Consider the following 26,682-nt stretch of genomic DNA (forward strand, 5'->3'; position numbering starts at 1 on the left):
GGGCCGCCTAGGGGCCGGACCCTGATGCGCCGCCGCACCGGCACCTGCCACCATCGGTGCCGTGGCCGTACCCGAGACCAGAAGCCCCGAGCCCGCGCCGACCGATCCGCCGGCCGGCCCGCCGCCCTACCGGCGGCTGTACCGCAGCCCGCACGGCCGGATCCTCGGCGGCGTCTGCCAGGGCCTGGCGGTCCACCTCGGCGTGCCCGTCACCTGGGTGCGGCTGGCGTTCATCGTGCTGTTCTTCTCCGAGGGCATCGGCGCCCTGCTGTACGCCGCGTTCTGGGTGGTGGTGCCGCTGGGCATCAACCAGGCCGCCCCCGGCGCCGACCGCCCGGCCCGCCGCCCCGGCGACGGCGCCCCCGGCCGCCTGGGCCGGCTGCGCGAACTGCTGGAGCGCACCTTCCACGGCGACGACCTGCACGGCACGGACGCCGCCGCGGACGCCGCGGACGCCACCGCGCCCGCGGTCGGGGGCCGCGGCCGGGCCGGCAGCCTGGGCCAGCTGTTCGCGCTGGTCGCCCTGGTGATCGGCGTGATGGCGCTGCTGTCCGCGCTCGGCGTCCAGACCGCCAAGCCGTACGTGTGGCCGCTGCTCGCGGTCGGCATCGGCGTCGCCCTGGTGTGGCGGCAGGCCGACGACTCGCGCTGGCAGAGCTGGTTCGGCCTGGAGCCGGGCAGCCGCAAGGGCGCCTACCTGCGGGTGCTGGCCGGGGTGCTGCTGGTGGTGGCCGGCATCATCGGCTACTTCGTCACCCAGGGCGTGGACTCGCCGGTCGCCCTGGTCGTCGAGTCCTCGCTGGCCGTGGTGGCCGGGGTGCTGGTGCTCGGCGGCCCGTCCATGCTGCGGATGTGGCAGGACCTCGGCGCCGAGCGCACCGCCCGCATCCGGGCCCAGGAGCGGGCCGAGATCGCCGCGCACGTCCACGACTCGGTGCTGCACACCCTGACCCTGATCCAGCGCCGGGCCGAGGACCCCAAGGAGGTGCTGCGGCTGGCCCGCGCCCAGGAACGCGAACTGCGCCTGTGGCTGTACCGCCCGGAGGCCGCCGCCGAGGCCGCCCCCGACACCCTGGCCGAGCACCTGCGCGAGATCGTCGCCGAGGTCGAGGACCGGCACGGCGTTCCCCTGGAGCTGGTCTGCGTCGGCGACTGCCCGATGGACGAGCGGGTCGCCTCGCAGATGCAGGCCGCCAGGGAAGCCATGGTGAACGCCGCCAAGTACGGTGGCGGTGGACCGGTCCAGGTCTACGCGGAGGTGGAGGGGAGGACGGTGTCGGTGTTCGTCCGCGACCACGGCCCCGGCTTCGACCCCGACGACCTCCCCGAGGACCGCATGGGCGTACGCGAATCGATCATCGGCCGGATGCGGCGCAACGGGGGCACCGCGCGGGTGCGGCCCGCGCCGGACGGCGGGACCGAGGTCGAGCTGGAGATGGAGAGGGCGGCAGATGACTGACGCAGCGTCAGGGGCGGCGGCGGCCGGGAGGCGGGCCCGGGTGGTCCTGGTCGACGACCACCGGATGTTCCGCACCGGGGTGCGCGCCGAGATCGGGCGCACCGACGAGACCGGCATCGACGTGGTCGGCGAGGCCGACGACGTGGAGTCCGCGGTCCGGGTGGTCGCCGAGACCCGGCCCGACGTGGTGCTGCTGGACGTCCACCTGCCCGGCGGCGGCGGCGTCGAGGTGCTGCGCCGCTCGGCCGGCGTCGAGGGGGTGCGCTTCCTCGCGCTGTCCGTCTCGGACGCCGCCGAGGACGTGATCGGGGTGATCCGCGGCGGCGCCCGCGGCTACGTCACCAAGACCATCACCGGCACCGACCTGGTCAACGCGGTCTTCCGGATCGCCGACGGCGACGCGGTGTTCTCGCCCCGGCTGGCCGGCTTCGTGCTCGACGCGTTCGCCGCCACCGACACCCCGCCGGTCGACGAGGACCTCGACCGGCTCACCCAGCGCGAGCGCGAGGTGCTGCGGCTGATCGCCCGCGGCTACGCGTACAAGGAGATCGCCAAGCAGTTGTTCATCTCGGTCAAGACGGTGGAGAGCCACGTCTCCGCGGTGCTGCGCAAGCTCCAGCTCTCCAACCGGCACGAACTGACCCGCTGGGCCACGGCGCGCCGCCTGGTCTGACCCCGCCCGGGCGGCCCGCCCCCGCGGCCGGGCCGCCCGCCGGAGCGGTGGTGCCGCCGTGCCCGGACAGGTGACGATGTGTTTGGATAGGGCCCGTGCCGACCCTCCGCTCGTGTCGCCCCCGGGTGCGACGACCGCGCCCCGTCACCCCCCCGGCCCGCCCGGCCGGTCACCGCCCCGGGCGCGCCGCATGAGCGTCGGCGCGGTCCCCGGCCCCGCGTCCGGCCCGGACACCGTCGAGGCCCCGCAGGCCCCGCCGCGGCCCGCCCGGTGGAACGCCCGGTGGGGCACCGGGCGGAGCGCACCGGCCTGGACCCGCCGCCTGCTGTGGGTGTGGCCCGCCGTGCTGACCCTGGCGGCCTGCCTGTACGGGGCCGGCGGCCCGCTGCTCTGGGACGACGAGCTGGCCACCTGGAACGCGGCGAGCCGCTCGCCGCACGAGATCTTCCACCTGCTGGACCACCTGGACGCCGTGATCGGCGCCTACTACCTGCTGATCCACTTCTGGACCGAGCTGGTCGGGCACTCGGTCGTCGCGCTCCGGACGCCCTCCGCGCTGGCGATGGCCGGCGCCGCCGCCTTCGTCACCCTGATCGGCCGCAAGCTCTTCACGCCCGCCGCCGGACTGGTCGCGGGCACCCTGTTCGCGCTGGTCCCGTCGGTGTCCCGGTACGGGCAGGAGGTCCGCGGCTACGCCTTCGTGGTGTTCTTCGCCGCGCTGGCCACCCTGCTGCTGCTGCGCGCCCTGGACCGGCCCTCCGCCCTGCGCTGGGTGCCGTACGCGCTCGCGCTGGCCGGCGCCGGGCTGTTCCACATCATCGCGCTGGTCCTGATCGTCCCGCACGCCCTGGTCGCGGCCGGACGCTGGTGGACCGGGCGGGCGCGCGGCGTGCTGGTCGGCTTCCCGCTCGCCGCGCTCGGCGCCGTGCTGCCGCTGCTCCCGCTGATCGCCCTCGGCCGGCACCAGGTGGACCGGCAGCTCAGCTGGCTGGCCAAGCCCACCATCCCGTACGTCGCCCAGACCATGTGGCGCAGCCTGTACGGCTCGGCCTGGGTCAGCCTGCTGGTGCTGGCCTGCGCGGCCCTGCCGCTGGCCTGGCCGCGCGGCCGCCGCCCTGCGGCGGAGACCGGCCTGGTCGCGGCGCTGCCGATCCCGCTGCTCTGGTTCGCCTCGCAGGGGCACACCTCGTACTTCCTCGACCGCTACCTGCTCTTCACGCTGCCCGCCTGGGCCGTGCTGGCCGGCGCCGGCCTGGCCGCGCTGCGCCCCCGGGTGCTCGTCGCGGCCGGCCTGGCCGCCGTCCTGGTGCTCGGCGCGCACGACCAGCGGGTGGTGCGCCAGCGGTACTCGCACACCGGCTGGGACGCCGCGGCCGCCGCGAAGGTCATCGCCGACGGCTACCGGCCCGGCGACGCCGTCGCGCCGCAGCGCTACGGGAACGCGGTCTTCACGGCCGTGCCCGTCGCGCTGGAGCTCTACCTGCCGGAGCGGGTCCGGCTCGACGACGTCTTCGTGGCGAAGAGCGCGGTCGAACTGGGCGAGCTCTACCCGCAGCTGTGCGGCGACCCGGCGGCCTGCCTCGGGGACGTCCGGCGGGTCTGGGTGGTCACCGTGGTCGACGACCGCGAACTCGCCCCCGACGGCACCCCCGTCGTGCACGACGACCCGTTCGAGGGCTTCGACCCCGGCCAGGCCGAGGCGCTGCGGGCCGCCTTCCCGAAGAGCACCGTCACCCACCGGCACGGCGTGCTGGTCACCCTGATGGAGCGCTGACCCCGCCGCTCGCTGCCCGCCGCTCGCTGCCCGCCGCTCGCTGCCCGCCGCCCGCCGGGGCCCCGCCCCGGCGAGCCTGCGCGGCCCGCCGCACCCCGCTGCATAGCGTGGGCGCCGTGCCAGCCGCCCCCCGAGACCGCGCCCGTCCGGCGCCCGCCGGAGGGGACGGGCCGTGGCCCGCGTCCTGACCCGGGCCGCCCCCGACGCGCCCGTCCGGGCCCGGCCGCGCCGGTCGGCCCCCCGGCCCGCCGTCCGGACCGCCCTGCTCGGCTACCTCGCCGTCCGGGCGGTCGGCGCGCTGCTGCTGGTCCACCAGGGCGGGGCCGCCGGGGCCGCGCACCGGCTGAGCGGCATGTGGGACGCCCGCTGGTACCGGCAGATCGCCCTGCACGGCTACGCGGGCACCGCGCCCGTCCACGGCCCGCACGGCCTCTACGAGCCGTACGCGTTCTTCCCCGCCTACCCGCTGCTGGTGCGGGCCGCCGCGCTGCTGCTGCCGCTCGGCGCGGCGGCCCTCGCGGTGGCCTGGGCGGCGTCGCTGGCCGCGGCCTGGGGGATCTTCGCGGTCGCCGCCCGGCTGTCCGGGGACCGGGCCGGGGTGGTCGCCGCCGTGCTGTGGGGCGTCCTGCCGTCCGCGGTGGTGGAGGGCGCCGCGTACTCGGAGGCGCTGTTCACCGCCTTCGCCGCCTGGGCCGTGCACGCGGCGTTGCGCCGCCGCTGGGTGGCGGCCGGGCTGCTGTGCGCCGCCGCCGGGCTGACCCGCCCCACCGGGCTGGCGCTCGCCCTGGCGGTCGCCGCCGCCGCGCTGCTGGAGCTGGCGCCGCGCCGGGCCGGTCCGGGCGGGCCGGGGGCGGGCCCGCCCGGGGCGGCGCCGGTCCGCCGGGTCGATCCGCGGGCGCTGGCCGGGGCGCTGCTGGCGCCGCTGGGCTGCGCGGGCTTCATCGCCTGGGTCGGGTGGCGCAAGGGCCGCTGGGACGGCTACTTCCGGGTCCAGGACGCCTGGCAGACCCGGTTCGACTTCGGCCGCTCCACCCTGGTCTCGCTCCGCCGCCTGCTGGCCGCCCCCGAGCCGGTCTGGCTGGCCGACGTGGTCGCCGCGGGCACCCTGCTGGCGGCCGTGGTGCTGCTGGTGCTCTCGGCGCTGCGCCGCCAGCCGCCGGTGCTGCTGCTGTACAGCGCGGCGGTGCTGGCCCTGGCGCTCGGCGACGCCGCCTACTTCGCCTCCCGGGCGCGCTTCCTGCTGCCGGCCTTCGGGCTGCTGCTCCCGCTCGCCGCCGCGCTGGCCCGCACCCGCGGCCGGGCGGTGCCGGCCGTGCTGCTCGGCGCGGCGGCGCTGGTCTCCGCGGCGTACGGGGGCTACGCGGTCTTCATCTACCCGGACGCCCCGTAGCGCGCCCGTGGCGCCCCCGTGGTGTCCCGTGGTGTCCCGTGGCGCCCCCGGTCGCTTCCGTGGTGCCCCGTGGTGTGCCGGGCGGCTCCAACCCGCCGCGCCGGTGCGGGTGTTCGGGCCCGCGCGGCGGGAGCGGGCGGGGATGTCGGCGGCGGGCCATAGACTCGAAGGGCCATGAGTAGCCTCTTCGATGACCTCCCGCTCCCCGGCTTCGAGCGTCCCGCCGTCGGGTCGAGCCCCCGCCCCGCAGCCCAGCAGTGGTCGGAGGAGGAGGCCCCGCCGCCCGCCGACGAACCGTACGACGACGTCCCGTACGACCCCGGGTACGGCGAGGGCGGCTTCCCCGAGGAGGACATCCCGGACGGGCTGTTCGCCACCGACCACGCCGCCGAGGCCGAGCGCGACGCCTGGCACCGCAACGGCGCCGCCCGCACCGTCGTCGACCCGGCGCAGCTGCTGGAGGGCATGAACGACCCGCAGCGCGAGGCCGTGCTGCACGCCGGCTCGCCGCTGCTGATCGTGGCCGGCGCCGGCTCCGGCAAGACCCGGGTGCTCACCCACCGGATCGCCCACCTGCTGGCCGCGCGCGGCGTGCAGCCCGGCGAGATCCTGGCGATCACCTTCACCAACAAGGCCGCCGGCGAGATGCGCGAGCGGGTCGAGGCGCTGGTCGGCCCGCGCGCCAAGGCGATGTGGGTCTCCACCTTCCACAGCGCGTGCGTGCGCATCCTGCGCCGCGAGGCCAAGCAGCTGGGCATGAACTCCAGCTTCTCGATCTACGACTCGGCGGACTCCCAGCGCCTGATGTCCCTGGTCTGCCGGGACCTCGACCTCGACCCCAAGCAGTTCCCGCCGAAGTCCTTCACCGCCAAGGTCAGCAACCTCAAGAACGAGCTGATCGACGAGGAGACGTACGCCGACCAGGCGGCCAACCCGATGGAGAAGAAGCTCGCCGAGGCGTACTTCCTCTACCAGCGGCGGCTGCGCGAGGCCAACGCCCTCGACTTCGACGACATCATCATGACCACCGTGCACCTGCTCCAGGCGTTCCCCGACGTCGCCGAGCACTACCGGCGCCGGTTCCGGCACATCCTGGTCGACGAGTACCAGGACACCAACCACGCCCAGTACACGCTGGTGCGCGAGCTCTCCGGCGGCTCCGCCACCCACGCCCCCCGGATGACCGCGGACGGCGACTTCGTCAACCCGGCCGAGGCCCACCTCGCCCAGGTCCCGCCCGCCGAGCTGTGCGTCGTCGGCGACGCCGACCAGTCGATCTACGCCTTCCGCGGCGCGACCATCCGCAACATCCTCCAGTTCGAGGAGGACTACCCGAACGCGACGACGATCCTGCTGGAGCAGAACTACCGCTCCACCCAGACCATCCTCACCGCCGCCAACTCGGTCATCGAACGGAACACCAACCGCCGCAAGAAGAACCTCTGGACGGCCGGCGACCAGGGCGAGCAGGTCGTCGGCTACGTCGCCGACGACGAGCACGGCGAGGCCCAGTTCATCGCCGAGGAGATCGACCGCCTCACCGACGCCGGCGACGCCCGCCCCGGCGACGTGGCGATCTTCTACCGCACCAACGCCCAGTCCCGGGTCTTCGAGGAGGTGTTCATCCGGGTCGGCTTGCCCTACAAGGTGGTCGGCGGCGTGCGCTTCTACGAGCGCAAGGAGGTCAAGGACGTCCTGGCCTACCTGCGGGTGCTCTCCAACCCCGAGGACACCGTCCCGCTGCGCCGCATCCTGAACGTCCCCAAGCGCGGCATCGGCGAGCGCGCCGAGGCGATGATCGACGCGCTCGCCTCCCGGGAGCGGATCTCCTTCGCCGCCGCGCTGCGCCGGGTCGACGAGGCGTACGGCATGGCGGCGCGCTCCGCCAACGCGGTGAAGAAGTTCAACGAGCTGCTGGCCGGCCTGCGCCAGGTGGTCGAGTCCGGGGCCGGGCCGGCCGCCGTGCTGGAGGCCGTCCTGGAGGAGACCGGGTACCTCGCCGAACTCCAGTCCTCCACCGACCCGCAGGACGAGACCCGGGTGGAGAACCTCCAGGAGCTCGCCGCGGTCGCCCTCGAGTACGAGAAGGACCCGGGGGAGCGCCCCGAGGGCGACGAGGGGCCGCCGGTCGGCTCGCTCGCCGACTTCCTGGAGCGGGTCGCGCTGGTCGCCGACTCCGACCAGATCCCGGACGAGGAGGACGGCGCGGGCGTCATCACGATGATGACCCTGCACACCGCCAAGGGCCTGGAGTTCCCCGTCGTCTTCCTCACCGGCATGGAGGACGGGATCTTCCCGCACATGCGGGCCCTCAACCAGGTCAAGGAGCTGGAGGAGGAGCGCCGCCTCGCCTACGTCGGCCTCACCCGGGCCCGGCAGCGGCTCTACCTGACCCGGTCGGTGCTGCGCAGCGCCTGGGGGCAGCCCTCCTACAACCCGGCCTCGCGCTTCCTGGAGGAGATCCCGGAGAAGCTGATCCAGTGGAAGCGCACCGGCGCGGCCGCGGTGCCGCCCTCGCGCGGCTACTCCACGGGCTCCTCGGGCGCGGGCTCCTCGCGGGGTTCCGGCTCCTCGGCCGCCGCCTCGCCGAAGGCCGGCTGGGGCAGGTCCGCCCGGACGGTCACCGACCGGGAGGTGGTGGCGCTCGCCGTCGGCGACCGGGTCAGCCACGACAGCTTCGGCCTGGGCACCGTCGTCGCCACCCAGGGCGTCGGCGACAAGGCCCGCGCCACGGTCGACTTCGGCTCCGCCGGGCGCAAGGAACTGCTCCTGCGCTACGCCCCCGTCGAGAAGCTCTGAGCGGGGTCGGCCCCGCACGCTGTGATTTTGCCCTCCTCTCGGCAGGCAGGGAAGGACGGCGGCCCCGCCGGGCCGCTACCCTCCCCTCAGAATCTGTTAGAAGTGGTTAACACCGAGCCCGCGACCAGGCCGGCCGGGTGGTGGACAACGTGGTCCAGGAGGCAGTCATGGTGGTGTCGGGGCCGATCCGAGTCGTGGTGGCCAAGCCCGGGCTCGACGGGCACGACCGGGGAGCCAAGGTCATCGCGCGGGCCCTGCGCGACGCCGGCATGGAGGTCATCTACACCGGCCTCCACCAGACCCCCGAGCAGATCGTCGACACGGCGATCCAGGAGGACGCGGACGGCATCGGCCTGTCCATCCTCTCCGGCGCGCACATGACCCTCTGCGCCAAGGTGATCGCCCTGCTCAAGGAGCGCGACGCCGCCGACATCAAGGTCTTCTGCGGCGGGATCATCCCCGACGCGGACATCACCGAGCTCAAGGCGCTCGGTGTCGCCGACATCTTCACCCCGGGCACCCCCACCCAGGACGTGGTCAGCTGGGTGGAGTCCAACCTGCGCTCCGCGTAGCCGGAGCGGGCACACCGGGGGCCGGGAGCGGTACGCGCTCCCGGCCCCCGGTGCGTCGCCGCCGGGCCTACTCCAGCTCGGCCAGCATGGCCTGGCGGAAGCGGAGGGTGCCGGCGAGCCGGGTGAAGGTGTCGGCCCAGGCGGTGTCGGGGGAGGTGTCGGCGACCAGCGCCTCGACGGCGGGGGCGGTCTCGGGGGCGAGGGCGCGTTCGGTCATGCCCAGGACGCCGCTGTGGCTCCACGGGTAGGAGCCGAGTTCGGCGGCCCGCTTGAGCGCGGCGACGACGGCGGTGGAGAGCGGGGGCGTCCACGGGGTGGCGCAGGCGCCGAGGAGCTGGAAGGCGTCGCCGAGCCCGTGGGTCTGGACGAACGCGGCCGTCCAGGCGGCGCGTTCGGCGGGCGGGAGGACGGCCAGCAGCTTGGCGGGGGCGCCCGGCGCGCGGGTGTCGCGGCCGGGGCGGGGCGGGGCGCCGAGCAGGGCGCGGGCCCAGGCGGCGTCCTGCTGGCGGACGGCGGCCCGGGCCCACGCCTCGCGCAGGTCCTCGGCCCACTCGGCGCCGCCGCCGTCGGGGGAGTCGACGGTGGGCAGGGCGAGCAGCTGCTCGGGGGAGCGGCCGGTCCCGTCCGTCCACAGGGCCAGCGGCGCCCCCGCGACGACCTCGCCGAACCACCAGGCGCGCTCGCCGCGCCCGGTCGGGGACTTCACGGGTATGCCGTCGCGCTGCATGGCGGCGTCGCAGGCGGCGGGCGGGGTGACGTGCAGCCGGTCGCCGTCGTGGCGGACCGCGGCCCGGGCCCGGGCGGCCATCCGGGCGGCCAGCGCGGAGCCGGGGAGGGTGGAGAGCAGCTCCGCGGCGGTGGCCCGGACGTTCTTGGAGCGGTCGGAGAGCGCGGCCTCCAGGAACCCCTCGTCGGCGGCGGACAGGCCGTCCTGGAGGGCGTCCAGGAAGAGCACCCGGTCCTCGGCGCGCTCGGTGCCCCAGGTGGAGGCGAGCAGGGCGAGCCCGGCGGCCGGGTCGGTGCGGCGCAGCCGGGTGAGGTGGGTGACGCGCTCCGCGAACAGCCCTTCCTGCCAGAGGAGTTCGCCGGGCTGGTCGAGGGCGTCCTGGTCGCCGGCGGTGCGGGTGACGTACTTCCAGTCGGGGTTGTGCGGGGCGAGCCAGCGGCCGAGCGGGCCGGCCAGCGTGACGGCGTCGGAGCGGAGTTCGGAGCGGGCCCGGGCGGTGTCCAGCAGGGCCGGGACGAGGGCGGGCGGCAGCCGGTAGCCGCGGGCGCGGGCGGCGGCCAGCCACTGCGGGAGGAGTTCGGCGAGGTTGGCGGTGGTGCCGTGGCCGCTGCGGGTGCCGAGCAGCACGGCCAGCCGGCGGGCGGCGGCCCCGGGCAGCGCGGGCCGGGGGTCGGCCGGGGCGGGCGCGGGGGGCTCGACGGCGGGGGCGGGCAGCGCGCCGGCCCGGCGGCGGACGGCGGCGACGGCGGCCAGGTCGAGCAGCGCGCCCGCCGGGTCGGCGCGGTCCACGGCGGCGGCCAGCGGGGTGCGGGCCTCGGGCAGCGGGCGGCGGTCGGTGCCGAGCAGAGCGGCGCTCTCCAGCTCGGCCCAGTCGTCGGTGGTGGCGGGGGCGGACGCGGTCATGCCCGGTCTCCGTTCGGCCGGCGGGTGGTGGTGCGGTGGCGGCGGCCCCAGCCGCTGGCGAGGGCGGCGCGGCGGGCGGCGTGGTGCAGGGCGATGCGTCGGACGGCGGTGCGCTGCCGGATGCGGGTCATGGTTTCCTCCGGTCGACGGTGCGTCAGGGGGCGCCGGGGAGCGTCCCGTTCCGTCTGGTGGTGCGGTGCGGCGGGTGCGGCGGGTGCGGCGGGAGCGGCGGGAGCGGCGGGAGCGGCGAGAGGGGCCAAGGGGGTGAAAAGGGGCGAAAGCGGCGGCGCGCGGGCGGGCGGACCCGGCGGGGACCGGGCCGCGGCGCAGGCCGGTCGGGCGGTGCCGGTCAGCCGAGCGGGACCGGCCGGTGGTCGGCGTCCCAGGCGGTGACCGGGGCGAAGCCGTGGTGGCCGCACTCGCCGAACAGGGTGACGGGGTGGCCGGCGGAGACCGCGGCCAGCCGCCACAGGGCCGGTTCGGGCAGGGCGCCGCGGCGCACCGGCAGGGTGTGGACGCCGTCGGTGAGCTGCCAGCCGTCCGGGGTGCGGACCGGGACCACGTCGGTCAGGACGGCCGGCCAGCTGTCCAGCCACGGGTCCTCGGCGACGGCCGCGCCGTACTCGGCGAGCGCCCCGGCGAGGGGGAGCCCGGCGGGCGCGGCGGCCGGGGCGGGCTCGGGGCCGCCGTAGCGGGTGCCGAGGACGGCCCGCAGCGGGCGGGCGCCCGGGTGGTAGGCCAGGTCGGCCTCCAGCACCCGGCCGGTGGGCAGCGCCAGGTCGGGGGCCTGGCCGGGGCGGCCGAAGGCGAGCAGCAGGGCGGGCCGGCCGGTCTTCGCGCCGCGCAGCCACACCCGGCGGGTGGTCAGGCGGTCGTCGGCGGTGTCCCGGCTGCCCAGGACGTGCCAGCGGTCCCGGACGGTCGGCCCGGCGAGCAGCTCGGCGGTGTCGGTGGTGAAGCCGACCCGGGCCCGGACGGTCGCCGCGAGCGGCTCCGGCAGGGTGTCGATCCGGCCGTAGGCGCCGGCCAGCAGGTGCAGCATCGCGTACTCCTCCAGCAGTTCGTCCGACGGGGCCTCGGCCAGCGCCCGCACCTTGGACGCCAGGCCGGGCGCCTGGGCGTCGACCATCCGCGCGGCGACCTCCTCCCAGGCACCGGCCGGCGGCGGGTCGGCCAGGCCGCGGCGGACGCCGTCGGCCAGCCGCAGCCGCAGCTCGCGGGCGCCGCCCGCGACCCGGGCCGACCGCTTCTCGGCCCGCCGGCGGGCGGCCTCCGGGTCCGCTTCGGCGGCCTTGGCGGCCTTGGCCTGCTGCTTGGCGGCCCGGTCGGCGGCGGCCTGGCCGCGGCCGTTCAGCCACTCCTCGACCCAGTCCGGCGGGGCGGCCCCGTCGGCGACCGCCTCCGGGCCGGCGGCCCACAGCAGGAGCAGCCCGAGGGCGTGCTTGCACGGGAACTTCCGGCTCGGGCAACTGCACTTGTACGCGGGCGTCCCGAGCTCCACCGCCGTCCGGTAGGGCGTGCTGCCGCTGCCCTTGCACAGGCCCCACAGCGCGCCCCGCCCGGTGCCGGTGGCCGACCACGGGGCGGGCCCGGAGAGCTTGCCCGCGGCCTTCAGGGAGGCCGGGTCGGGCGCCAGCGAAAGGACGTGTTCGGTGCTCCAGCGTTCCTCCATGCCGATGACGCTAGGAGGCGGCACTGACAGTCGAGGGGCCGTCAGGCCGGGGCCAGCGGGCAGCCGGTGCCGACCCGCTCGGCGAGGTCCGCGCGCAGCGCCGCGAGCTCCGCGGTGCGGGCGTCGATCAGCGCGATCTTCTCCCGGAACAGCTCGGACAGCCGCTCGGCGGCGTCCGGCGCGGCGCTCAACTCGGCGCCGGTGCGGGCGATCTCGGCCAGCGAGAAGCCCAGCGCCTGCGCGGTGCGGACGTAGCGCAGCCAGGGCACCGACTCGGGCGGGAAGTCGCGGTAGCCGTTGGGCAGCCGGTGGGCGACCAGCAGCCCGGTGCGCTCGTAGAAGCGCAGGGCGTCCCGGCTCAGCCCGGACCGTTCGGCGAGTTCCCCGATCCGCATGACCCCGCTCCCGTCGGCGACTTGACCCTGGACAGTACTCCACCGTCCAGCATGGGGCCGTCCCCGTACGAGACGGCACAGGAGCCCGACATGACGCACCGCTACGCCCGCCTGGTCCGCGCCAGCGCCTGGTACGACCTGCTGGTCACCGCCCCGTTCGCCACCCCCTGGACGTACGCCCTCGCGCACCGGGCGCTGTCCGCGGCGGGCGGCGCGCTGGGGCTGGGCCGACTGCCGCCGTCGGAGCCGGTGCAGACGCTGTTCGCCAACCTGATGGGGTCGGTGGTGCTGGTCTGGGCGCTGCTGCGGCTGCTGCGCCCGCGGCCGGAGCACGGGTTGTTCGACGGCGCGGCCCGGGTGCTGTTCGCCTGCTGGCAGGGCTGGGCGCTGGGGCAGGGCGCGACCGGGCTGCTGTGGGGCTTCCTGGTGGTGGAGGCGGCGTTCGGCGCGGCCCAGCTGTGGCCCTGGCGGCGGGCGGCCGGCCGGGCCGCGCCGCCGGCCGGCTGAGGGCGGGCCGGTTGTCAGTGGCGGGGGGCAGAGTGGAACTCGCACGGGGCGAACGGGAGTTCTTCCGCCCAGGTCAGCGCCGTGCGGTCGATTCCCCGCGCCCTTCCCGCGCAGTGTCCTGACGTCCCGTGAGATCGGAGCAGTCGATGACCACCGAGACGACCAGCGAGGTCCTGCGGCAGCACGCCGAGGACGCGTTCGCCGAGGAGCTGGCCGCCCTCGCCCGGCACGACGACCGGACCAGGCCGGAGCGCTGGCGGCTCTCGCCGTGGGCGGTCGCCACCTACCTGCTGGGCGGCGAGCTCGCCGACGGCACGGTGATCACGCCGAAGTACATCGGCCCGCGCCGGGTGGTCGAGGTCGCCGTGACGACGCTGGCCACCGACCGGGCGCTGCTGCTGCTCGGCGTGCCCGGCACCGCCAAGACCTGGGTCTCCGAGCACCTCGCCGCCGCGATCTCCGGCGACTCCACGCTGCTCGTCCAGGGCACCGCCGGCACCCCCGAGGAGGCCGTCCGCTACGGCTGGAACTACGCCCAGCTCCTCGCCCACGGCCCGAGCGAGGACGCGCTCGTCCCGTCCCCGCTGATGCGCGCGATGCGCGACGGGCGGATCGCCCGGGTCGAGGAGCTGACCCGCATCCCGGCCGACGTGCAGGACAGCCTGATCACCATCCTGTCCGAGAAGACCCTCCCCGTACCGGAGTTGGGCTCCGAGGTGCAGGCGGTGCGCGGCTTCAACGTGATCGCCACCGCCAACGACCGCGACCGCGGCGTCAACGAGCTGTCCTCCGCGCTGCGCCGCCGCTTCAACACCGTGGTGCTGCCGCTGCCCGCCACCCTGGAGGAGGAGGTGGAGATCGTCACCCGCCGGGTCGGCCAGCTCGGCCGCTCGCTCGACCTGCCCGAACTGCCGGGCGGCGCGGCGGAGATCCGCCGGGTGGTCACCGTCTTCCGCGAGCTGCGCTCCGGCCTGACGGCCGACGGCCGGACGAAGGTGAAGACCCCCAGCGGCACGCTCTCCACCGCCGAGGCGATCTCGGTGGTCACCAACGGCCTCGCGCTGGCCACCCACTTCGGCGACGGCGTGCTGCGCGCGGGCGACGTCGCGGACGGCATCGTCGGCGCGGTGGTCCGCGACCCGGTCGCCGACCGGCAGGTGTGGCGCGAGTACGTGGAGGGCGTGGTCCGCGACCGCGACGGCTGGAAGGACTTCTACCGGGCCGCCCGGGAGGTCTCGGCGTGAACGCCCAGGTGACGCTGCTCGGGGTGCGCCACCACGGCCCCGGCTCGGCCCGCGCGGTGGCCGCCGCGCTGGCCGCCCTGCGGCCCGACGCGGTGCTGATCGAGGGCCCGCCGGAGGCCGACGAGCTGGTCGCGGCCGCCGCCGAGAAGGAGATGGTGCCGCCGGTCGCGCTGCTCGCGCACGTCGCCGACGACCCGGCGCGGGCCGCGTTCTGGCCGTTCGCCGCGTTCTCGCCCGAGTGGGTGGCGCTGCGGTACGCGCTGGACGCCGGGGTGCCGGTCCGGTTCATCGACCTGCCCGCCGCGCAGAGCCTCGCGCTCGGCCCGCGCGGCGCCGACGGCGAGGCGGCCGGCCCGTTCGGCGACGGCGACAGCGACGGCGTCAGTGCCGGTGACCGCGACGGCGTCAGTGACGGTGACCGCGACCGCGAAGGCGACGAAACCGTTACCGGGAACGGCGACACCTCCGGCGGTGACGGCGCGTCAGAGGAGGGGGAGGGGTCGGGAGTGCCGGGGGGCACTTCCCGGCCCGCGCCCGTCGACCCGATCGCCGAACTCGCCGCCGCCGCCGGCCACCCCGACCCGGAGTCCTGGTGGGAGGACGTGGTCGAGCACCGCACCCCCGACGGCGACCCGCTGGCCCCGTTCGCCGCCCTCGCCGAGGCGATGGCCGCCCTGCGCGAGCACCACCCGGCCGAGCGGCGCGACCTGGTCCGCGAGGCCGCCATGCGCCAGCAGCTCCGGGCCGCCCGCCGGGCCGGGCACCGGCGCATCGCGGTGGTCTGCGGCGCCTGGCACGTCCCCGCGCTCGCCACGCTGCCGACCGTCGCGCACGACCGGGCGCTGCTCGCCGAGCTCCCCAAGAAGCTCAGGACCGAGCTGACCTGGGTGCCGTGGACGCACCGCCGGCTGTCCCAGCACACCGGCTACGGCGCGGGCATCGACTCGCCCGGCTGGTACCACCACCTGTTCACCGCCCCCGAGCAGCCGGTCGCCCGCTGGATGACCAGGGTCGCCGAACTGCTCCGGGCCGAGGACCACCCGGTCTCCTCCGCGCACGTCATCGAGGCGATCCGGCTCGCCGAGACGCTCGCCGCGGTGCGCGGCCGCCCGCTGCCTGGCCTCACCGAGACCCTGGACGCGGTGCGCGCCGTGATGTGCGACGGCTCGGACGTCGCGCTCGCCCTGGTCCGCGAGCGCCTGGTGGTCGGCGACGCGCTCGGCGAGGTTCCCGACGGGGTGCCCGCCGTCCCGCTCCAGCGCGACCTGACCCGCCTCCAGCGCACCCTGCGGCTCAAGCCCGAGGCCGCCGCCCGCGAACTCGTCCTCGACCTGCGCAAGGACCTCGACGTCGAGCGCTCCCGGCTGCTGCACCGGCTGCGGCTGCTCGGCCTGCACTGGGGCCGCCCGTCCCGGGACAGCGTCCACTCGACCGGCACCTTCCGGGAGACCTGGCAGCTGTGCTGGGAGCCCGAGTTCTCGGTCCGCCTGGTCGAGGCCGGCCAGTGGGGCACCACCGTGCGCTCCGCCGCCACCCACCGGGCCGTCGCCGACGCCGCGACGGCCGAGCTCACCGCCCTCACCGCGCTCGCCGAACAGTGCCTGCTGGCCGACCTGCCCGACGCGCTGCCCGAGGTGATGCGGCTGCTCGCCGACCGCGCCGCGCTCGACACCGACGCCGGGCACCTCGCCGCCGCGCTCCCCGCCCTGGTGCGCACCCTGCGCTACGGCGACGTCCGCGCCACCGACACCAGCGCCCTCACCGCCGTCGCCCACGGCCTCGCCGAACGGCTCAGCCTCGCCCTGCCCGCCGCCTGCACCGGCCTCGACGCGGACGGCGCCAACGCCCGCCGCGCCGAACTCGACGCCGTCCACCAGGCGATCGCCCTGCTCGGCGGCGCCACCGCCGGACGCTGGGCCGCCACCCTGGCCGCGCTCGCCGCCCGCGAACCGCACGGCGGCCCCGCCACCGGCGTCCCCGGCCTGCTGCGCGGCCGCGCGGTGCGGCTGCTGCTGGACGACGGCCGGCTCGACGCGGAGGAGGCCGGGCGGCGGCTCGGTCTGGTGCTCTCCACCGCCTCCGACCCGGCCGACGCCGGCGGCTGGGTCGAGGGCTTCGTCTCCGGCGGCGGCGCGCTGCTGCTGCACGACCCGACACTGCTCGGCCTGCTCGACACCTGGCTGTGCGGGGTCTCCCCGGACGCCTTCACCGACCTGCTGCCGGTGCTGCGCCGCACCTTCTCCTCGCTGGAGACGGGCGTGCGCCACACCATCGGCTCCCGGGTCGCGGCCGGCCCGCTCACGGCTCCCGCGGCGGGCTCCGCCCCGGACGCCCCGCTCGACGAGGAGCGCGCCGAGGCGGCCACGGAGGTGCTGGCGCTGCTGCTGGGCGTGCGGGTGCCGCAGCCGCGCATCCCCCGGCAGGTGGACCGCCGCGCGGGGTGAGACGCCCTACGGACCGGGGCGGCCCGCAGGACGCGCTGCGGTGCTGCCCCGGCCCTTCCCGTTCCCGTTCCCGTTCCCCTTCCGCTTCGCGCAGTTCCCCGCGCCCCTGACGGGGCGCGGGGGTTAAGGAGTGAATTCACATGACTGTCCGTCAGGACGACGAGCGGATGCGGCGCTGGCGGCTGGTGCTGGGCGGCGACGCGGACGGCACCGGGGTGCGGCTGACCGGGCGGGACGCGGCGATGGACGGGGCGCTGGGGGCGCTGTACCGGGAGGACGGGAAGCGGTCGGCTGGGCTCGGCGGGTCGGCGCCGAAGGTGGCGCGCTGGCTGGGCGACATCCGGGAGTACTTCCCGACCAGCGTGGTGCGGCTGATGCAGCAGGACGCGATCTCCCGCCTCGGCCTGGACCGGCTGCTGCTGGAGCCGGAGATGCTGGCCGCCGTCGAGCCGGACGTGCACCTGGTGGGGACGCTGCTGTCGCTCAAGCACGCGCTGCCGGAGACCACCCGGGAGACCGCCCGAACGGTGGTCGGCAAGGTGGTCGCCGAGCTGGAGCGCCGGCTCGCCGACAGGACCCGCTCGACGGTCGGCGGCGCGCTGGACCGCAGCGCCCGGGTGAACCGCCCCCGGCACCGGGACATCGACTGGGACCGGACCATCCGGGCCAACCTGTCGAAGTACCTGCCGGAGTACCGCACGATCGTCCCGGAGCGGCTGGTCGGCTACGCGCGGGCCCAGCGGGCGGTGAAGAAGGACGTGATCCTCTGCATCGACCAGTCCGGTTCGATGGCGCCGTCGGTGGTGCACTCGGCGGTGTTCGGCGCGGTGCTGGCGTCGATGCCGAGCCTGGACACCCGGCTGGTGGTGTTCGACACCTCGGTGGTCGACCTGACCGAGCAGCTCAGCGACCCGGTGGACGTGCTGTTCGCGACCCAGTTGGGCGGCGGCACCGACATCAACCGGGCGCTGGCCTACTGCCAGTCGAAGATCAGCCGGCCGTCGGAGACGGTCGTGGTGCTGATCAGCGACCTGTACGAGGGCGGCATCCGGGACGAGATGCTGAAGCGGGTCGCCGCGATGAAGGCGTCGGGGGTGCAGTTCATCGCGCTGCTGGCGCTGTCCGACGAGGGCGCCCCGGCCTACGACCACGCGCACGCGCAGGCGCTGGCCGAGCTGGGCGCCCCGGCGTTCGCCTGCACGCCGGACGCGTTCCCGGACATCATGGCGGCGGCGATCGAGAAGCGTCCGCTGCCGGTGCCCGACCGGGGGTGAGCAGTGCCCCGGCGGGCCGGTCCAGGGGTCCGGCGCCCACCCGTCCGGGTGAAGCGGTGGTGGGCCCCGCCATGGCGCGCCCCCGCTGCTGAGCGGCCCGGTCCGGGTCTGCTGTGACGGTTCTCACCAAGGCGGACCCGGCCCCGGGCGAAACAGGCCGGTCGTCCGGGGATAACCTGCCATGCGGACGTGACGCGCGTGTTGATTGACGATGCGCCCGGCAACTGCGTGGGCCGCAAGGCCGTACATCTGCGTACCCGCTCAGTGTCGACGACCCGCAGCGAAGATCCTGCCGTGGCACGCTCGTAGAGACACATTCCGCGACCACGAACAAGGACAAACACGTGGACCTGTTCGAGTACCAGGCGAGGGACCTCTTCGCCAAGCACGGTGTACCCGTGCTTGACGGCGATGTCATCGAGACCGCCGCAGACGCTGCCGCCATCGCGGAGCGCTTCGGCGGCCGAGCCGTCGTCAAGGCTCAGGTGAAGGTGGGCGGCCGAGGCAAGGCCGGTGGCGTGAAGCTCGCGTCCGACCCGCAGGACGCCGTTGCCAAGGCCGAGGCGATCCTCGGCATGGACATCAAGGGCCACACCGTCCACAAGGTGATGCTGGCCCAGACCGCGGACATCAAGGAGGAGTACTACGTCTCCTTCCTGCTCGACCGCACCAACCGCACCTTCCTGGCCATGGCCAGCGTCGAGGGCGGCGTGGAGATCGAGGTCGTCGCCGAGGAGAACCCCGACGCGCTGGCCAAGATCCCGGTCGACGCCAACGAGGGTGTGACCGCGGAGAAGGCCGCCGAGATCGTCGCCGCGGCGAAGTTCCCGGCCGAGATCGCCGACCAGGTCGCCGACGTCCTGCAGAAGCTCTGGGTCGTCTTCATCAAGGAGGACGCCCTCCTGGTCGAGGTCAACCCGCTGATCAAGTCCGGCGAGGGCAAGATCATCGCGCTGGACGGCAAGGTCTCCCTGGACGAGAACGCCGAGTTCCGCCAGCCCGAGCACGAAGCGCTCGAGGACAAGGCCGCCGCCAACCCGCTCGAGGCGGCGGCGAAGGCCAAGGGCCTGAACTACGTCAAGCTCGACGGCCAGGTCGGCATCATCGGCAACGGCGCGGGCCTCGTCATGAGCACCCTGGACGTCGTCGCGTACGCCGGTGAGAACCACGGCGGCGTGAAGCCGGCCAACTTCCTCGACATCGGCGGCGGCGCCTCCGCCGAGGTGATGGCGAACGGCCTGGAGATCATCCTGGGCGACACCGACGTCAAGTCGGTCTTCGTCAACGTCTTCGGCGGCATCACCGCCTGCGACGCGGTCGCCAACGGCATCGTGCAGGCCCTCGCGCTCCTGGAGAGCAAGGGCGAGGCCGTCACCAAGCCGCTCGTCGTCCGCCTGGACGGCAACAACGCGGAGCTCGGCCGCCAGATCCTGACCGACGCCAACCACCCGCTGGTGCAGCAGGTGGACACCATGGACGGCGCCGCTGACCGCGCCGCCGAGCTGGCCAACAAGTAAGGAAGGGGACTTCACACCATGGCTATCTTCCTTACCAAGGACAGCAAGGTCATCGTCCAGGGTATGACCGGCTCCGAGGGCATGAAGCACACCCGCCGCATGCTCGCCTCCGGCACCCAGATCGTCGGCGGCGTGAACCCGCGCAAGGCCGGCACCACCGTGGACGTGGACGGCACCGAGGTGCCCGTGTTCGGCACCGTGGCCGAGGCGATCGAGAAGACCGGTGCCGACGTCACCGTCATCTTCGTCCCGCCGGCGTTCACCAAGTCCGCCGTGGTCGAGGCGATCGACGCCGAGATCCCGCTCGCCGTGGTCATCACCGAGGGCGTGCCGGTGCACGACACCGCCTCGTTCTGGGCCCACGCCGGCGCCAAGGGCAACAAGACCCGCATCATCGGCCCGAACTGCCCCGGCCTGATCAGCCCCGGACAGTCCAACGCGGGCATCATCCCGGCCGACATCACCGGCCCGGGCAAGATCGGTCTGGTGTCGAAGTCCGGCACCCTGACCTACCAGCTGATGTACGAGCTCCGTGACATCGGCTTCTCCTCCGCGGTGGGCATCGGTGGCGACCCGGTCATCGGCACCACCCACATCGACGCCCTCAAGGCGTTCCAGGAGGACCCGGAGACCGAGCTCATCGTCATGATCGGCGAGATCGGCGGCGACGCCGAGGAGCGGGCCGCGGCCTACATCGCCGAGCACGTCACCAAGCCGGTCGTCGGCTACGTCGCGGGCTTCACCGCGCCCGAGGGCAAGACCATGGGCCACGCCGGCGCCATCGTCTCCGGCTCCTCCGGCACCGCCCAGGCGAAGAAGGAGGCCCTGGAGGCCGCCGGCGTCAAGGTCGGCAAGACGCCGTCCGAGACCGCCCGCCTGGCCCGCGAGCTGATCGCCGCCGCGCAGTAGCAGCAGGCAGCAGGCAGCAAGCCGTACCGCCAGTACGCCGCAGGCGCCGCGCACCGTTCCGACGGTGGGCGGCGCCTGCGGCGTTCGCGGGGCGGGGCGGGGCGGGACGGCGGATCAGGCCGGGCGCGGGACGCAGTGCCCCGCCGGGCCGCCGCACGGGTCCGCCAGCGGCGGCGGCAGCGGGTGGTGCTCCGGCGCGGGCGGGGCGAACGGCGGGCGGTGGGCCGCGAACGGGCCGGGCGGCAGCGCGTCCAGGGCCGGCAGGTCCGCGCCGGCCGGGGCCAGCGGCGGCGGCAGCGCACCCGCCGGGCCCACCAGGCGGGCCGGCACCCCCGGCGTCGGCCCGCACCACGGCGTCCGCAGGCCCGGCGCGCGGTCCGGGGCCGCCGGACCGGCGCTGCCCGAACCGGCCGACGTGCAGGCCGTCTCCCGCGGCGGCTCCGGGCGCGCCAGCTCCGACGGGCCCACCCCCAGCAGGGTCGCCGCCATCACCGCGCCCACCGCGACCGTCAGCGCCGCCGCCGCGCCCGTCACCAGGCCGGTGCGCAGCCGGCTGTCCGCCACCAGCAGCGCGGTGGACGGCAGCCGCGGACCCGGGCAGCCGTGCACCGCCGCCCGGTGCAGCAGTTCGGCCAGCCGCTCCGCGAACTCCGGGTCCTCCGGGTCCGCGCCGACCAGCGCCGGCACCTCCCGGGCCAGCGCGGCCCGCGCCGAACGGACCCGGCCCTCGGCCGCCGCCGTGCTCGACTCCACCTCCAGCGCGACCCGCTCCACCGGCAGGCCCAGCGTGTCGTGCAGCACCAGCGCCCGCCGCCGCGGACGCGACAGCCGCAGCAGCGCCTTCACCAGCGCCCGGTCACGGTGGGTCAGCTTCTGCGGCGGCTCGGGCGGCTCCGCCCCGCCGTCCGCCCCGTCGACCGCGATCCGCCGCCGCGGCCACCGCAGCAGGTGCGCCCGCCGCGGGCCGCCCCGGTGCCACGGCGACAGCGCCAGGTCGAACGCCGCCCCGCGCACCCACCCCTCCGGGTCCGGCCCCGCCGCCACCTCCGCCCACCGGCGGGCGGCCGCGCCCAGCGCCAGGTGCGCGCAGTGCACGGCGCGGTGGCGGTGGCCGGTCAGCAGGAAGGTCTGCTGGACCAGCCGGGTGTGGACCAGGGCGGCGAACTCCTCGAAGGAGGCCGGGCGGGCGTCTTCGGCGGCGGGGGCGGGGGCACTCGCGGGTGCCTCCGGCTGCGGGGGGCCGACGAACTCGGCGGGGGCGGGGGCGGGGGCGGGGTCGGGGTCGGGCGCAGGCGCGGGATCGGTCGGGTCCGGGGCCGGAGCCGGTGCCTGCGGTGCCTGCGGCGTCTCCGGTGCCTGCGGGGTCAGGGTGGCGAGCAGGGCGAGCGCCTCCTCGCGGTCGCGGACGCCGAGCTTGCGGATCGCCCGGTTGAGGTGGTGGCGGGCGGTGGCGGGGGCAACGCCCAGCTGCCGGGCCATCGCGCGCAGGTCGTCGCCGGCGGTCAGCCGGGCCAGGGCCTGGGCCTCGCGCGGGGCGAGGCGGCGCAGCAGGAGTTCGACGTCCTCGCGGGCCCGGGGCGAGGTTCCGGTGGTCGGCTCGGGCTCGGCGGTCGAGGGCGAGGTCACCGGTCTCCTCCGTGGCATCCGGGGCAGGGCCGTGCCGGAAAAAGGCACATGTACTGATAATCCGGGACACGGCGAAGGTTCGCCCGTTGACACCCCTCAACGGGTGGTCTTGGCAGCATGAGGGCCATGACGCAGCTGATGGGCCGTCCGATCCTGGGCCTGCCGAGCGACTTGAACAGCCGCTCCACCCTCACCGACCTGCTCACCGGCGTCCGCACCGCGCTGCTCACCCTCTCCGTGGTCGCCGTCCCGGTGTTCGGGCTGTGGGTGCTGGCCCCGTACGGCGACGACACGGCGCAGGACGCGGGCCGGGCCGCGTGCGGTCTCTGGCTGCTCGGCCACGGCGCGCCCCTCGGCCGCGGCCCCCGGGCCGTCCCGGTGACCGTCGCGCCGCTGCTGCTCACCGCCGTCACCGCGGTGCTGCTCTCCCGGGCCGGACGCCGCCAGGCCCGGCGCGCCCGGGGGCGCGGATGGGCCCGCTGGCGCTCCCCGCTCGCGGTGTACGCCGGGTACCTGCTGGTCGCGGCCTTCGCCGTCGCCCAGTGCGCCGACCCGCAGGCCCTGCTGCGCTCCCGGGCGGTCGCTGACCTCGCCGCCGTCGCCCTGCTCGCCGCCGCCGCGCTCGGCCACGGCCTGTGGTCCGGGCTGGGCCGACCTGCCGCGCTGCCCCGGCTCCCGCTGCCGCCCGCGTTCTGGCCGGACGGCGCCGGGGCGGCCGTCGGACGGGCGCTGGCCGGCTGGCTGCTCGCGCTCACCGCCGGGGGCGGGGTCCTGTTCGCCGTCGCCGTCCTGCTCGGCTCCGCCGGACCGGACGCGCAGCGGCTCGGCGGCGGGGCGGCCGACTGGCTCGGCCTGCTGCTGGCCTGCCTGCTACTGGTCCCCAACGGGCTCATCTGGTCCGCGAGTTACGCCCTCGGGGTCGGCTTCGCGGTCGGCGCCGACAGCCACGCCGGACCGTTCGGCACCCGGCTCGGCCCCGCCCCCGACTTCCCGCTGCTCACCCTGCTCCCCACCGACCGCGGCCCCGACTGGCACCTGCTCGTCGGCCTCGCCCCCCTCGCCGCCGCGACCACCGCCGCCCTGCTGCTCGGCCGCGCCGCCACCCGCTGGACCCTCACCCAGACCGCGACCACCGCCACCGCGACCGCCCTCGCCGCCACCCCGCCCGGCCTGCTCGCCGCCCACCTCGGCGGCGGCGCGCTCGGCCCCGGCCGGATGTCCGCACTCGGCCCGGTGCCCTGGCAGTTCGCCCTCGCCCAGACCGGCTGGCTGCTCGCCGCCACCCTCCCGGGAGCACTGCTGTGGCGCTGGTGGCTCGCCCGCGACCACGATCACGACGGCGGCGGCGGCGACGGCGTGGGGCCGGTGGTCCGGGCCCGGGTCGGCGCGTACCGCCTGGTGTGCCGCCTGGCTGCGTGAACGGACGGGTGACCGCTGCCGTCCACGCGACGAGGCGGCACACCAGCCCGCCTGCCCGTCCGCCGGGCCTGCTCGTCGCCTTACCTCGGCGGCGGCGCGCTCGGTCCCGGTCGGATGTCCGCACTCGGCCCGGTGCCCTGGCGGTTCGTCTTCGCCCGGACCGGCTGGGTTGTTCGCCGTGCCCCTTCCGGGAGCGCTGCTGTGGCGCTGGTGGCTTGGCCACGACCGCGACCGCGAAGACGGCGTGGGGCCGGTCGATGCGTACCGCCTGGTGTGCCGCCTCGCCGCGTGAACGGACGGGTGACCGCTGCCGTCCGCACGACGAGGCAGCCCGCCAGCCCGCCAGCCCGCCAGCGCGCCCGCTCGTCCGCCCCCTCACGCGTCCTTGTGCCGCAGGGTGCGCAGCCCGCCCAGGGCCGCTGCTGCGGTCCAGGCGGTCATCAGGAGCAGGCCGGTGGTGTGGCCGTAGTGGACGCCGGGGGTGTCGGCGAGGCGGAGGGCGTACTGGCCGGCCCGGTCGGGGAGGAACTGGGCGGCTTCGCGGATGCCGGGGACGGCGGCCAGGGCGGTGGTGCCGAGGAAGACCGCGGGGGTGAGCAGGCCGAGGGCCGCGGTCTGGTTGCGCAGCACGGTGGTGAGGGCCAGGCACAGGACGAGCAGCAGCGGGTGGTAGAGCACTCCCGCGGCGAGGGCCCGGGCGGTGCCGGGGGCGGAGAGGTCCAGGCCCACGGTGGCGGCGGTGGCGGCCAGTTGGCCGCCGACGGTGGCCAGGCCGACGGCCAGGCCCAGGCCGGTGCCGAGCAGCAGCTTGGCGCGGTAGAACCGTAGCCGGTCCGGGACGGCGGCGAGCGAGGTGGAGAGCGTCCCGGAGGCGTACTCCTGGCCGATCAGCAGGACGCCCAGGCAGGCGACCGCGACCTGGCCGAAGTTCAGCCCGTAGTACAGGCCCTCCATCGGGTCGTCCCGCAGCGAACCGTCGGAGTGCCCGTACGCGGCCTGGACGGCCGCGGTGATCCCGGCGCCGAGCGCCACCGCGAGGAGCGGGGCCGCCCACAGCGAGCGCAGGGTGGCGAACTTCGCCCATTCGGCGCGCAGCGGGTACGTGCGGGCGCTCATGCCGTCACCGCCCGGTACTCGACGGCGTCCGCGGTCATCCGCATGAAAGCCTCCTCCAGGGAGTCGTGGGTGACGGTCAGTTCGATCAGGGCCACCCGGTGCTCGGCGGCCAGCGCGCCCAGCCGCCCGGGGTCGGCGTCGGGGACGTCGAACGCCCCGCCGCCGCCGGGCACCGGCACCGCGTCCGGGTGGGCGGTGGACAGCAGCGCGGCCAGGGCGGCCGGTTCGACGGCCCGGACCCGGACCCGGCGGCGGCCGTGGCGCTCCAGGAACCCGGTGGTGGAGGTGTCCGCGAGCAGCCGGCCCCGGCCGATCACCACCAGGTGGTCGGCGGTCACCGCCATCTCGGCCATCAGGTGCGAGGAGACCAGCACCGCCCGGCCCTCGCCCGCGAGTCGGCGCAGCAGCTCCCGGATCCACCGGATGCCCTCCGCGTCCAGGCCGTTCACCGGCTCGTCCAGCAGCAGCGCCGCCGGGTCGCCGAGCAGGGCCGCCGCGACGCCCAGGCGCTGGCGCATGCCCAGCGAGAAGGTCCTGATCCGGCGGTCGGCGACCTCGGCCAGGCCCACCAGGGCCAGCACCTCGCCGACCCGCCGGGACGGCAGGGCGTGCGAGGCGGCGATCCACCGCAGGTGCCCGGCGGCGGTGCGGCCCGGGTGCAGGGCCTGCGCGTCCAGCAGCGCCCCCACCCGGCAGAGCGGGCGCTCCAGCGCGGCGTACGGCCGCCCGTCCACCAGCGCCGCCCCGGCGGTCGGCCGGTCCAGCCCCAGCACCATCCGCAGCGTGGTCGACTTGCCCGCCCCGTTCGGCCCTAGGAACCCGGTCACCCGCCCCGGCTCGACCCGGAACGCGAGGCCGTCGACCACCCGCCGCCCGTCGTACGCCTTGGTCAGGTCGCGGATCTCGATCACGGCAACTCCCTTCGTCCGGCTGCTGATCCGAGTCAACCGCCCGGCCCGGGGCCACCGGATCCCGCCCGCGAGTGGCCCTTCTCCCTCCCGGGAGGGAGGACACCGCCGGGGACCGCGGTGCCCGGGGCGTTTCGGACGCGTGCGCGAAAGGGCCTCGTTCGGGTGAAAGGGGGAAACGTTTCCGCTCCGCGCGGATTTCCGCCGATACGATTCCGCCGGGCGGGCCGGTCCGCGCTCTTCGTGGAGTGCGGTTCGTGCGGTCCGTGCGGCGTCGGGAAAAGGCGGTCCGGCGGAAAAGGCGGTCCGGCAATTTCCGCGCCCGGACGGCTCCACCGAAAACCGCAACGGGAAAGCCCCCGACGACCGACTCGCGGCCGCCGGTCCCGCCGGAATTCCCGGGAGGATCTCCCGGGGGCCGCGCCGGAATCCGCGGCCCCTCCGAAGGGAACCCGCCATCACGACCACGCGCGACGCCGAACGCTACGGGGACGACCTCTTCGCGGCCTCCCGCGGCGACGAGCGCGAACGGCTGGAAGGGCTGGCCGCCGCCTTCGACCCGGCCAGTCGGCAGGACCTGCTCGCGCTGGGGCTCGACGCCCGGTGGACCTGCCTGGACGCCGGAGCGGGCGCGGGCACCCTGAGCGGCTGGCTGGCGTCCGTCGCCGGGTCCGCCCGGCAGGTCACGGCCGTCGACCGCGACACCCGTCTCCTCGACCACCTCGCGGATGCCGGGGTGCGGGTCGTCCGGGCCGACCTGAGCGATCCGGCCTTCGACCCGGGCCGGTTCGATCTCGTGCACGCCCGGTTCCTGCTGATGCACCTCAGGGACCGGAGGGAGGTGCTGCGCCGCCTGGCCTTCTGGCTCAAGCCCGGCGGAGTGCTGGTGGTCTCCGACTCCCTCGCGGTCGGCGGCGAGACCTCGCCGCACGAGGCGTACCGGCGCACGGTCGCCGCCTACTGGCGGATGCTCGCCGAGACGATCGGCAGCGACCGGCACTGCGCCGCGCAGTACCCCCGGATGCTGGCGGGGCTCGGCCTGCGGGACGTCGGCCTGCGCCTGCACGCGCCGCTGGCCGGCCACCACCCCGGGTTCACCCGCTTCCTGGCCCTGTCGCTGGGGCAGAGCCGGGACCGGCTGCTGGCGGCCGGGCTGCCCTCGGACGTCTACCGGGAGGCGCTCCGGCACCTGGCGGACCCGTCGGCCCGGGAGCTGTTCTTCGCCATGGCCACCTGCTGGGGCCGCGCCCCGGCCGCCCCCTAGTAGTGCTTCGTTAGGTTCTGGTTCTGCGTCTGGTTCTTGTGCGGGGTAGGGGGCGGTTGCAGGTGGCGCAGGTGCCGGTCCAGCCCTTGA

General features: G+C 76.1%; 21 protein-coding genes. 14 read left to right on the plus strand and 7 right to left on the minus strand.

Translation table 11 applies throughout. The features are described 5' to 3' along the window. The first annotated feature begins 61 nt into the window (after positions 1-61). The 6 genes from ACIQVD_RS22115 (at position 62) to ACIQVD_RS22140 (ending at position 8,667) form a co-directional block, all read left to right on the plus strand. Entirely contained in the window at positions 62-1,459 is a 1,398-nt protein-coding gene (locus ACIQVD_RS22115) for a PspC domain-containing protein (RefSeq protein WP_400687211.1), read from the plus strand. Further along, positions 1,452-2,132, plus strand: a complete 681-nt coding sequence (locus ACIQVD_RS22120; protein ID WP_100837877.1) for a response regulator transcription factor — start codon at positions 1,452-1,454, stop codon at positions 2,130-2,132. Before ACIQVD_RS22115 ends, ACIQVD_RS22120 begins: the two co-directional genes overlap by 8 nt. Before the next feature lie 190 nt (positions 2,133-2,322). Beyond that, on the plus strand, positions 2,323-3,906 hold the full coding sequence (locus ACIQVD_RS22125) for a glycosyltransferase family 39 protein (protein WP_402291249.1): 1,584 nt from the start codon (positions 2,323-2,325) through the stop codon (positions 3,904-3,906). 172 nt (positions 3,907-4,078) lie between these two features. Beyond that, positions 4,079-5,296: a hypothetical protein gene (locus tag ACIQVD_RS22130; RefSeq protein WP_402291251.1), complete on the plus strand. Its 1,218-nt coding sequence runs from the start codon at positions 4,079-4,081 to the stop codon at positions 5,294-5,296. A gap of 174 nt (positions 5,297-5,470) precedes the next feature. Beyond that, positions 5,471-8,095 carry a DNA helicase PcrA gene (pcrA, locus tag ACIQVD_RS22135; RefSeq protein ID WP_402291253.1) on the plus strand — a complete coding sequence of 875 codons (2,625 nt, stop codon included), beginning with the start codon at positions 5,471-5,473 and terminating at the stop codon, positions 8,093-8,095. Between the two features lie 167 nt (positions 8,096-8,262). Next, positions 8,263-8,667: a cobalamin B12-binding domain-containing protein gene (locus tag ACIQVD_RS22140; protein ID WP_100837881.1), complete on the plus strand. Its 405-nt coding sequence runs from the start codon at positions 8,263-8,265 to the stop codon at positions 8,665-8,667. A gap of 67 nt (positions 8,668-8,734) precedes the next feature. Here ACIQVD_RS22140 and ACIQVD_RS22145 read toward each other — a convergent pair whose 3' ends face one another. The 4 genes from ACIQVD_RS22145 to ACIQVD_RS22160 form a co-directional block, all read right to left on the minus strand. Continuing rightward, positions 8,735-10,297, minus strand: a complete 1,563-nt coding sequence (locus ACIQVD_RS22145; RefSeq protein ID WP_402291255.1) for a DUF5691 domain-containing protein — start codon at positions 10,295-10,297, stop codon at positions 8,735-8,737. Then, positions 10,294-10,428: a hypothetical protein gene (locus tag ACIQVD_RS22150; RefSeq protein WP_255410744.1), complete on the minus strand. Its 135-nt coding sequence runs from the start codon at positions 10,426-10,428 to the stop codon at positions 10,294-10,296. The genes ACIQVD_RS22145 and ACIQVD_RS22150 overlap by 4 nt, the downstream gene beginning before the upstream one ends. A gap of 218 nt (positions 10,429-10,646) precedes the next feature. After that, a complete protein-coding gene (locus ACIQVD_RS22155) occupies positions 10,647-11,969 on the minus strand; it encodes an SWIM zinc finger family protein (protein ID WP_400687200.1) in 1,323 nt (440 codons plus the stop codon). Between the two features lie 41 nt (positions 11,970-12,010). After that, positions 12,011-12,364, minus strand: coding sequence for a MerR family transcriptional regulator (locus ACIQVD_RS22160; RefSeq protein WP_400687198.1), 354 nt, complete (start codon positions 12,362-12,364; stop codon positions 12,011-12,013). A 90-nt stretch (positions 12,365-12,454) separates the two neighbouring features. Here ACIQVD_RS22160 and ACIQVD_RS22165 point away from each other — a divergent pair, with 90 nt between their 5' ends. The 6 genes from ACIQVD_RS22165 (at position 12,455) to sucD (ending at position 20,259) form a co-directional block, all read left to right on the plus strand. Beyond that, positions 12,455-12,871, plus strand: a complete 417-nt coding sequence (locus ACIQVD_RS22165; protein WP_400687196.1) for a hypothetical protein — start codon at positions 12,455-12,457, stop codon at positions 12,869-12,871. A 146-nt stretch (positions 12,872-13,017) separates the two neighbouring features. After that, positions 13,018-14,115 carry an AAA family ATPase gene (locus ACIQVD_RS22170; RefSeq protein WP_400687194.1) on the plus strand — a complete coding sequence of 366 codons (1,098 nt, stop codon included), beginning with the start codon at positions 13,018-13,020 and terminating at the stop codon, positions 14,113-14,115. After that, positions 14,112-16,559, plus strand: coding sequence for a DUF5682 family protein (locus ACIQVD_RS22175; RefSeq protein WP_402291258.1), 2,448 nt, complete (start codon positions 14,112-14,114; stop codon positions 16,557-16,559). Before ACIQVD_RS22170 ends, ACIQVD_RS22175 begins: the two co-directional genes overlap by 4 nt. Before the next feature lie 140 nt (positions 16,560-16,699). Further along, on the plus strand, positions 16,700-17,833 hold the full coding sequence (locus tag ACIQVD_RS22180; protein WP_400687190.1) for a VWA domain-containing protein: 1,134 nt from the start codon (positions 16,700-16,702) through the stop codon (positions 17,831-17,833). 344 nt (positions 17,834-18,177) lie between these two features. Then, the gene (gene sucC / locus ACIQVD_RS22185; protein WP_400687188.1) at positions 18,178-19,350 is read left to right on the plus strand and encodes an ADP-forming succinate--CoA ligase subunit beta; all 1,173 of its coding nucleotides are present in this window, start codon (positions 18,178-18,180) and stop codon (positions 19,348-19,350) included. 18 nt (positions 19,351-19,368) lie between these two features. Next, positions 19,369-20,259 carry a succinate--CoA ligase subunit alpha gene (gene sucD / locus ACIQVD_RS22190; protein ID WP_100837890.1) on the plus strand — a complete coding sequence of 297 codons (891 nt, stop codon included), beginning with the start codon at positions 19,369-19,371 and terminating at the stop codon, positions 20,257-20,259. 114 nt (positions 20,260-20,373) lie between these two features. On the opposite strand, the gene ACIQVD_RS22195 is transcribed toward sucD, so the two are convergent. Further along, positions 20,374-21,885, minus strand: coding sequence for a LuxR C-terminal-related transcriptional regulator (locus tag ACIQVD_RS22195; protein WP_402291261.1), 1,512 nt, complete (start codon positions 21,883-21,885; stop codon positions 20,374-20,376). A gap of 126 nt (positions 21,886-22,011) precedes the next feature. Between ACIQVD_RS22195 and ACIQVD_RS22200 the strand changes: the two genes are divergently transcribed. Further along, complete coding sequence (locus ACIQVD_RS22200; RefSeq protein ID WP_402291263.1) at positions 22,012-23,304, plus strand: DUF6350 family protein; 1,293 nt, start codon at positions 22,012-22,014, stop codon at positions 23,302-23,304. Between the two features lie 375 nt (positions 23,305-23,679). Here the strand turns inward: ACIQVD_RS22200 and ACIQVD_RS22205 are convergent, their stop codons facing one another. Beyond that, complete coding sequence (locus ACIQVD_RS22205; RefSeq protein WP_400687181.1) at positions 23,680-24,420, minus strand: hypothetical protein; 741 nt, start codon at positions 24,418-24,420, stop codon at positions 23,680-23,682. Then, positions 24,417-25,331, minus strand: coding sequence for an ATP-binding cassette domain-containing protein (locus ACIQVD_RS22210; RefSeq protein ID WP_402291265.1), 915 nt, complete (start codon positions 25,329-25,331; stop codon positions 24,417-24,419). The genes ACIQVD_RS22205 and ACIQVD_RS22210 overlap by 4 nt, the downstream gene beginning before the upstream one ends. 583 nt (positions 25,332-25,914) lie before the next feature. Between ACIQVD_RS22210 and ACIQVD_RS22215 the strand changes: the two genes are divergently transcribed. Continuing rightward, positions 25,915-26,592, plus strand: coding sequence for a methyltransferase domain-containing protein (locus ACIQVD_RS22215; RefSeq protein WP_402291281.1), 678 nt, complete (start codon positions 25,915-25,917; stop codon positions 26,590-26,592). Positions 26,593-26,682 lie beyond the last annotated feature (90 nt).

Origin of the sequence: Kitasatospora sp. NPDC090308, from assembly GCF_044769485.1 — a bacterium.
GTDB classification, from domain to species: domain Bacteria; phylum Actinomycetota; class Actinomycetes; order Streptomycetales; family Streptomycetaceae; genus Kitasatospora; species Kitasatospora fiedleri.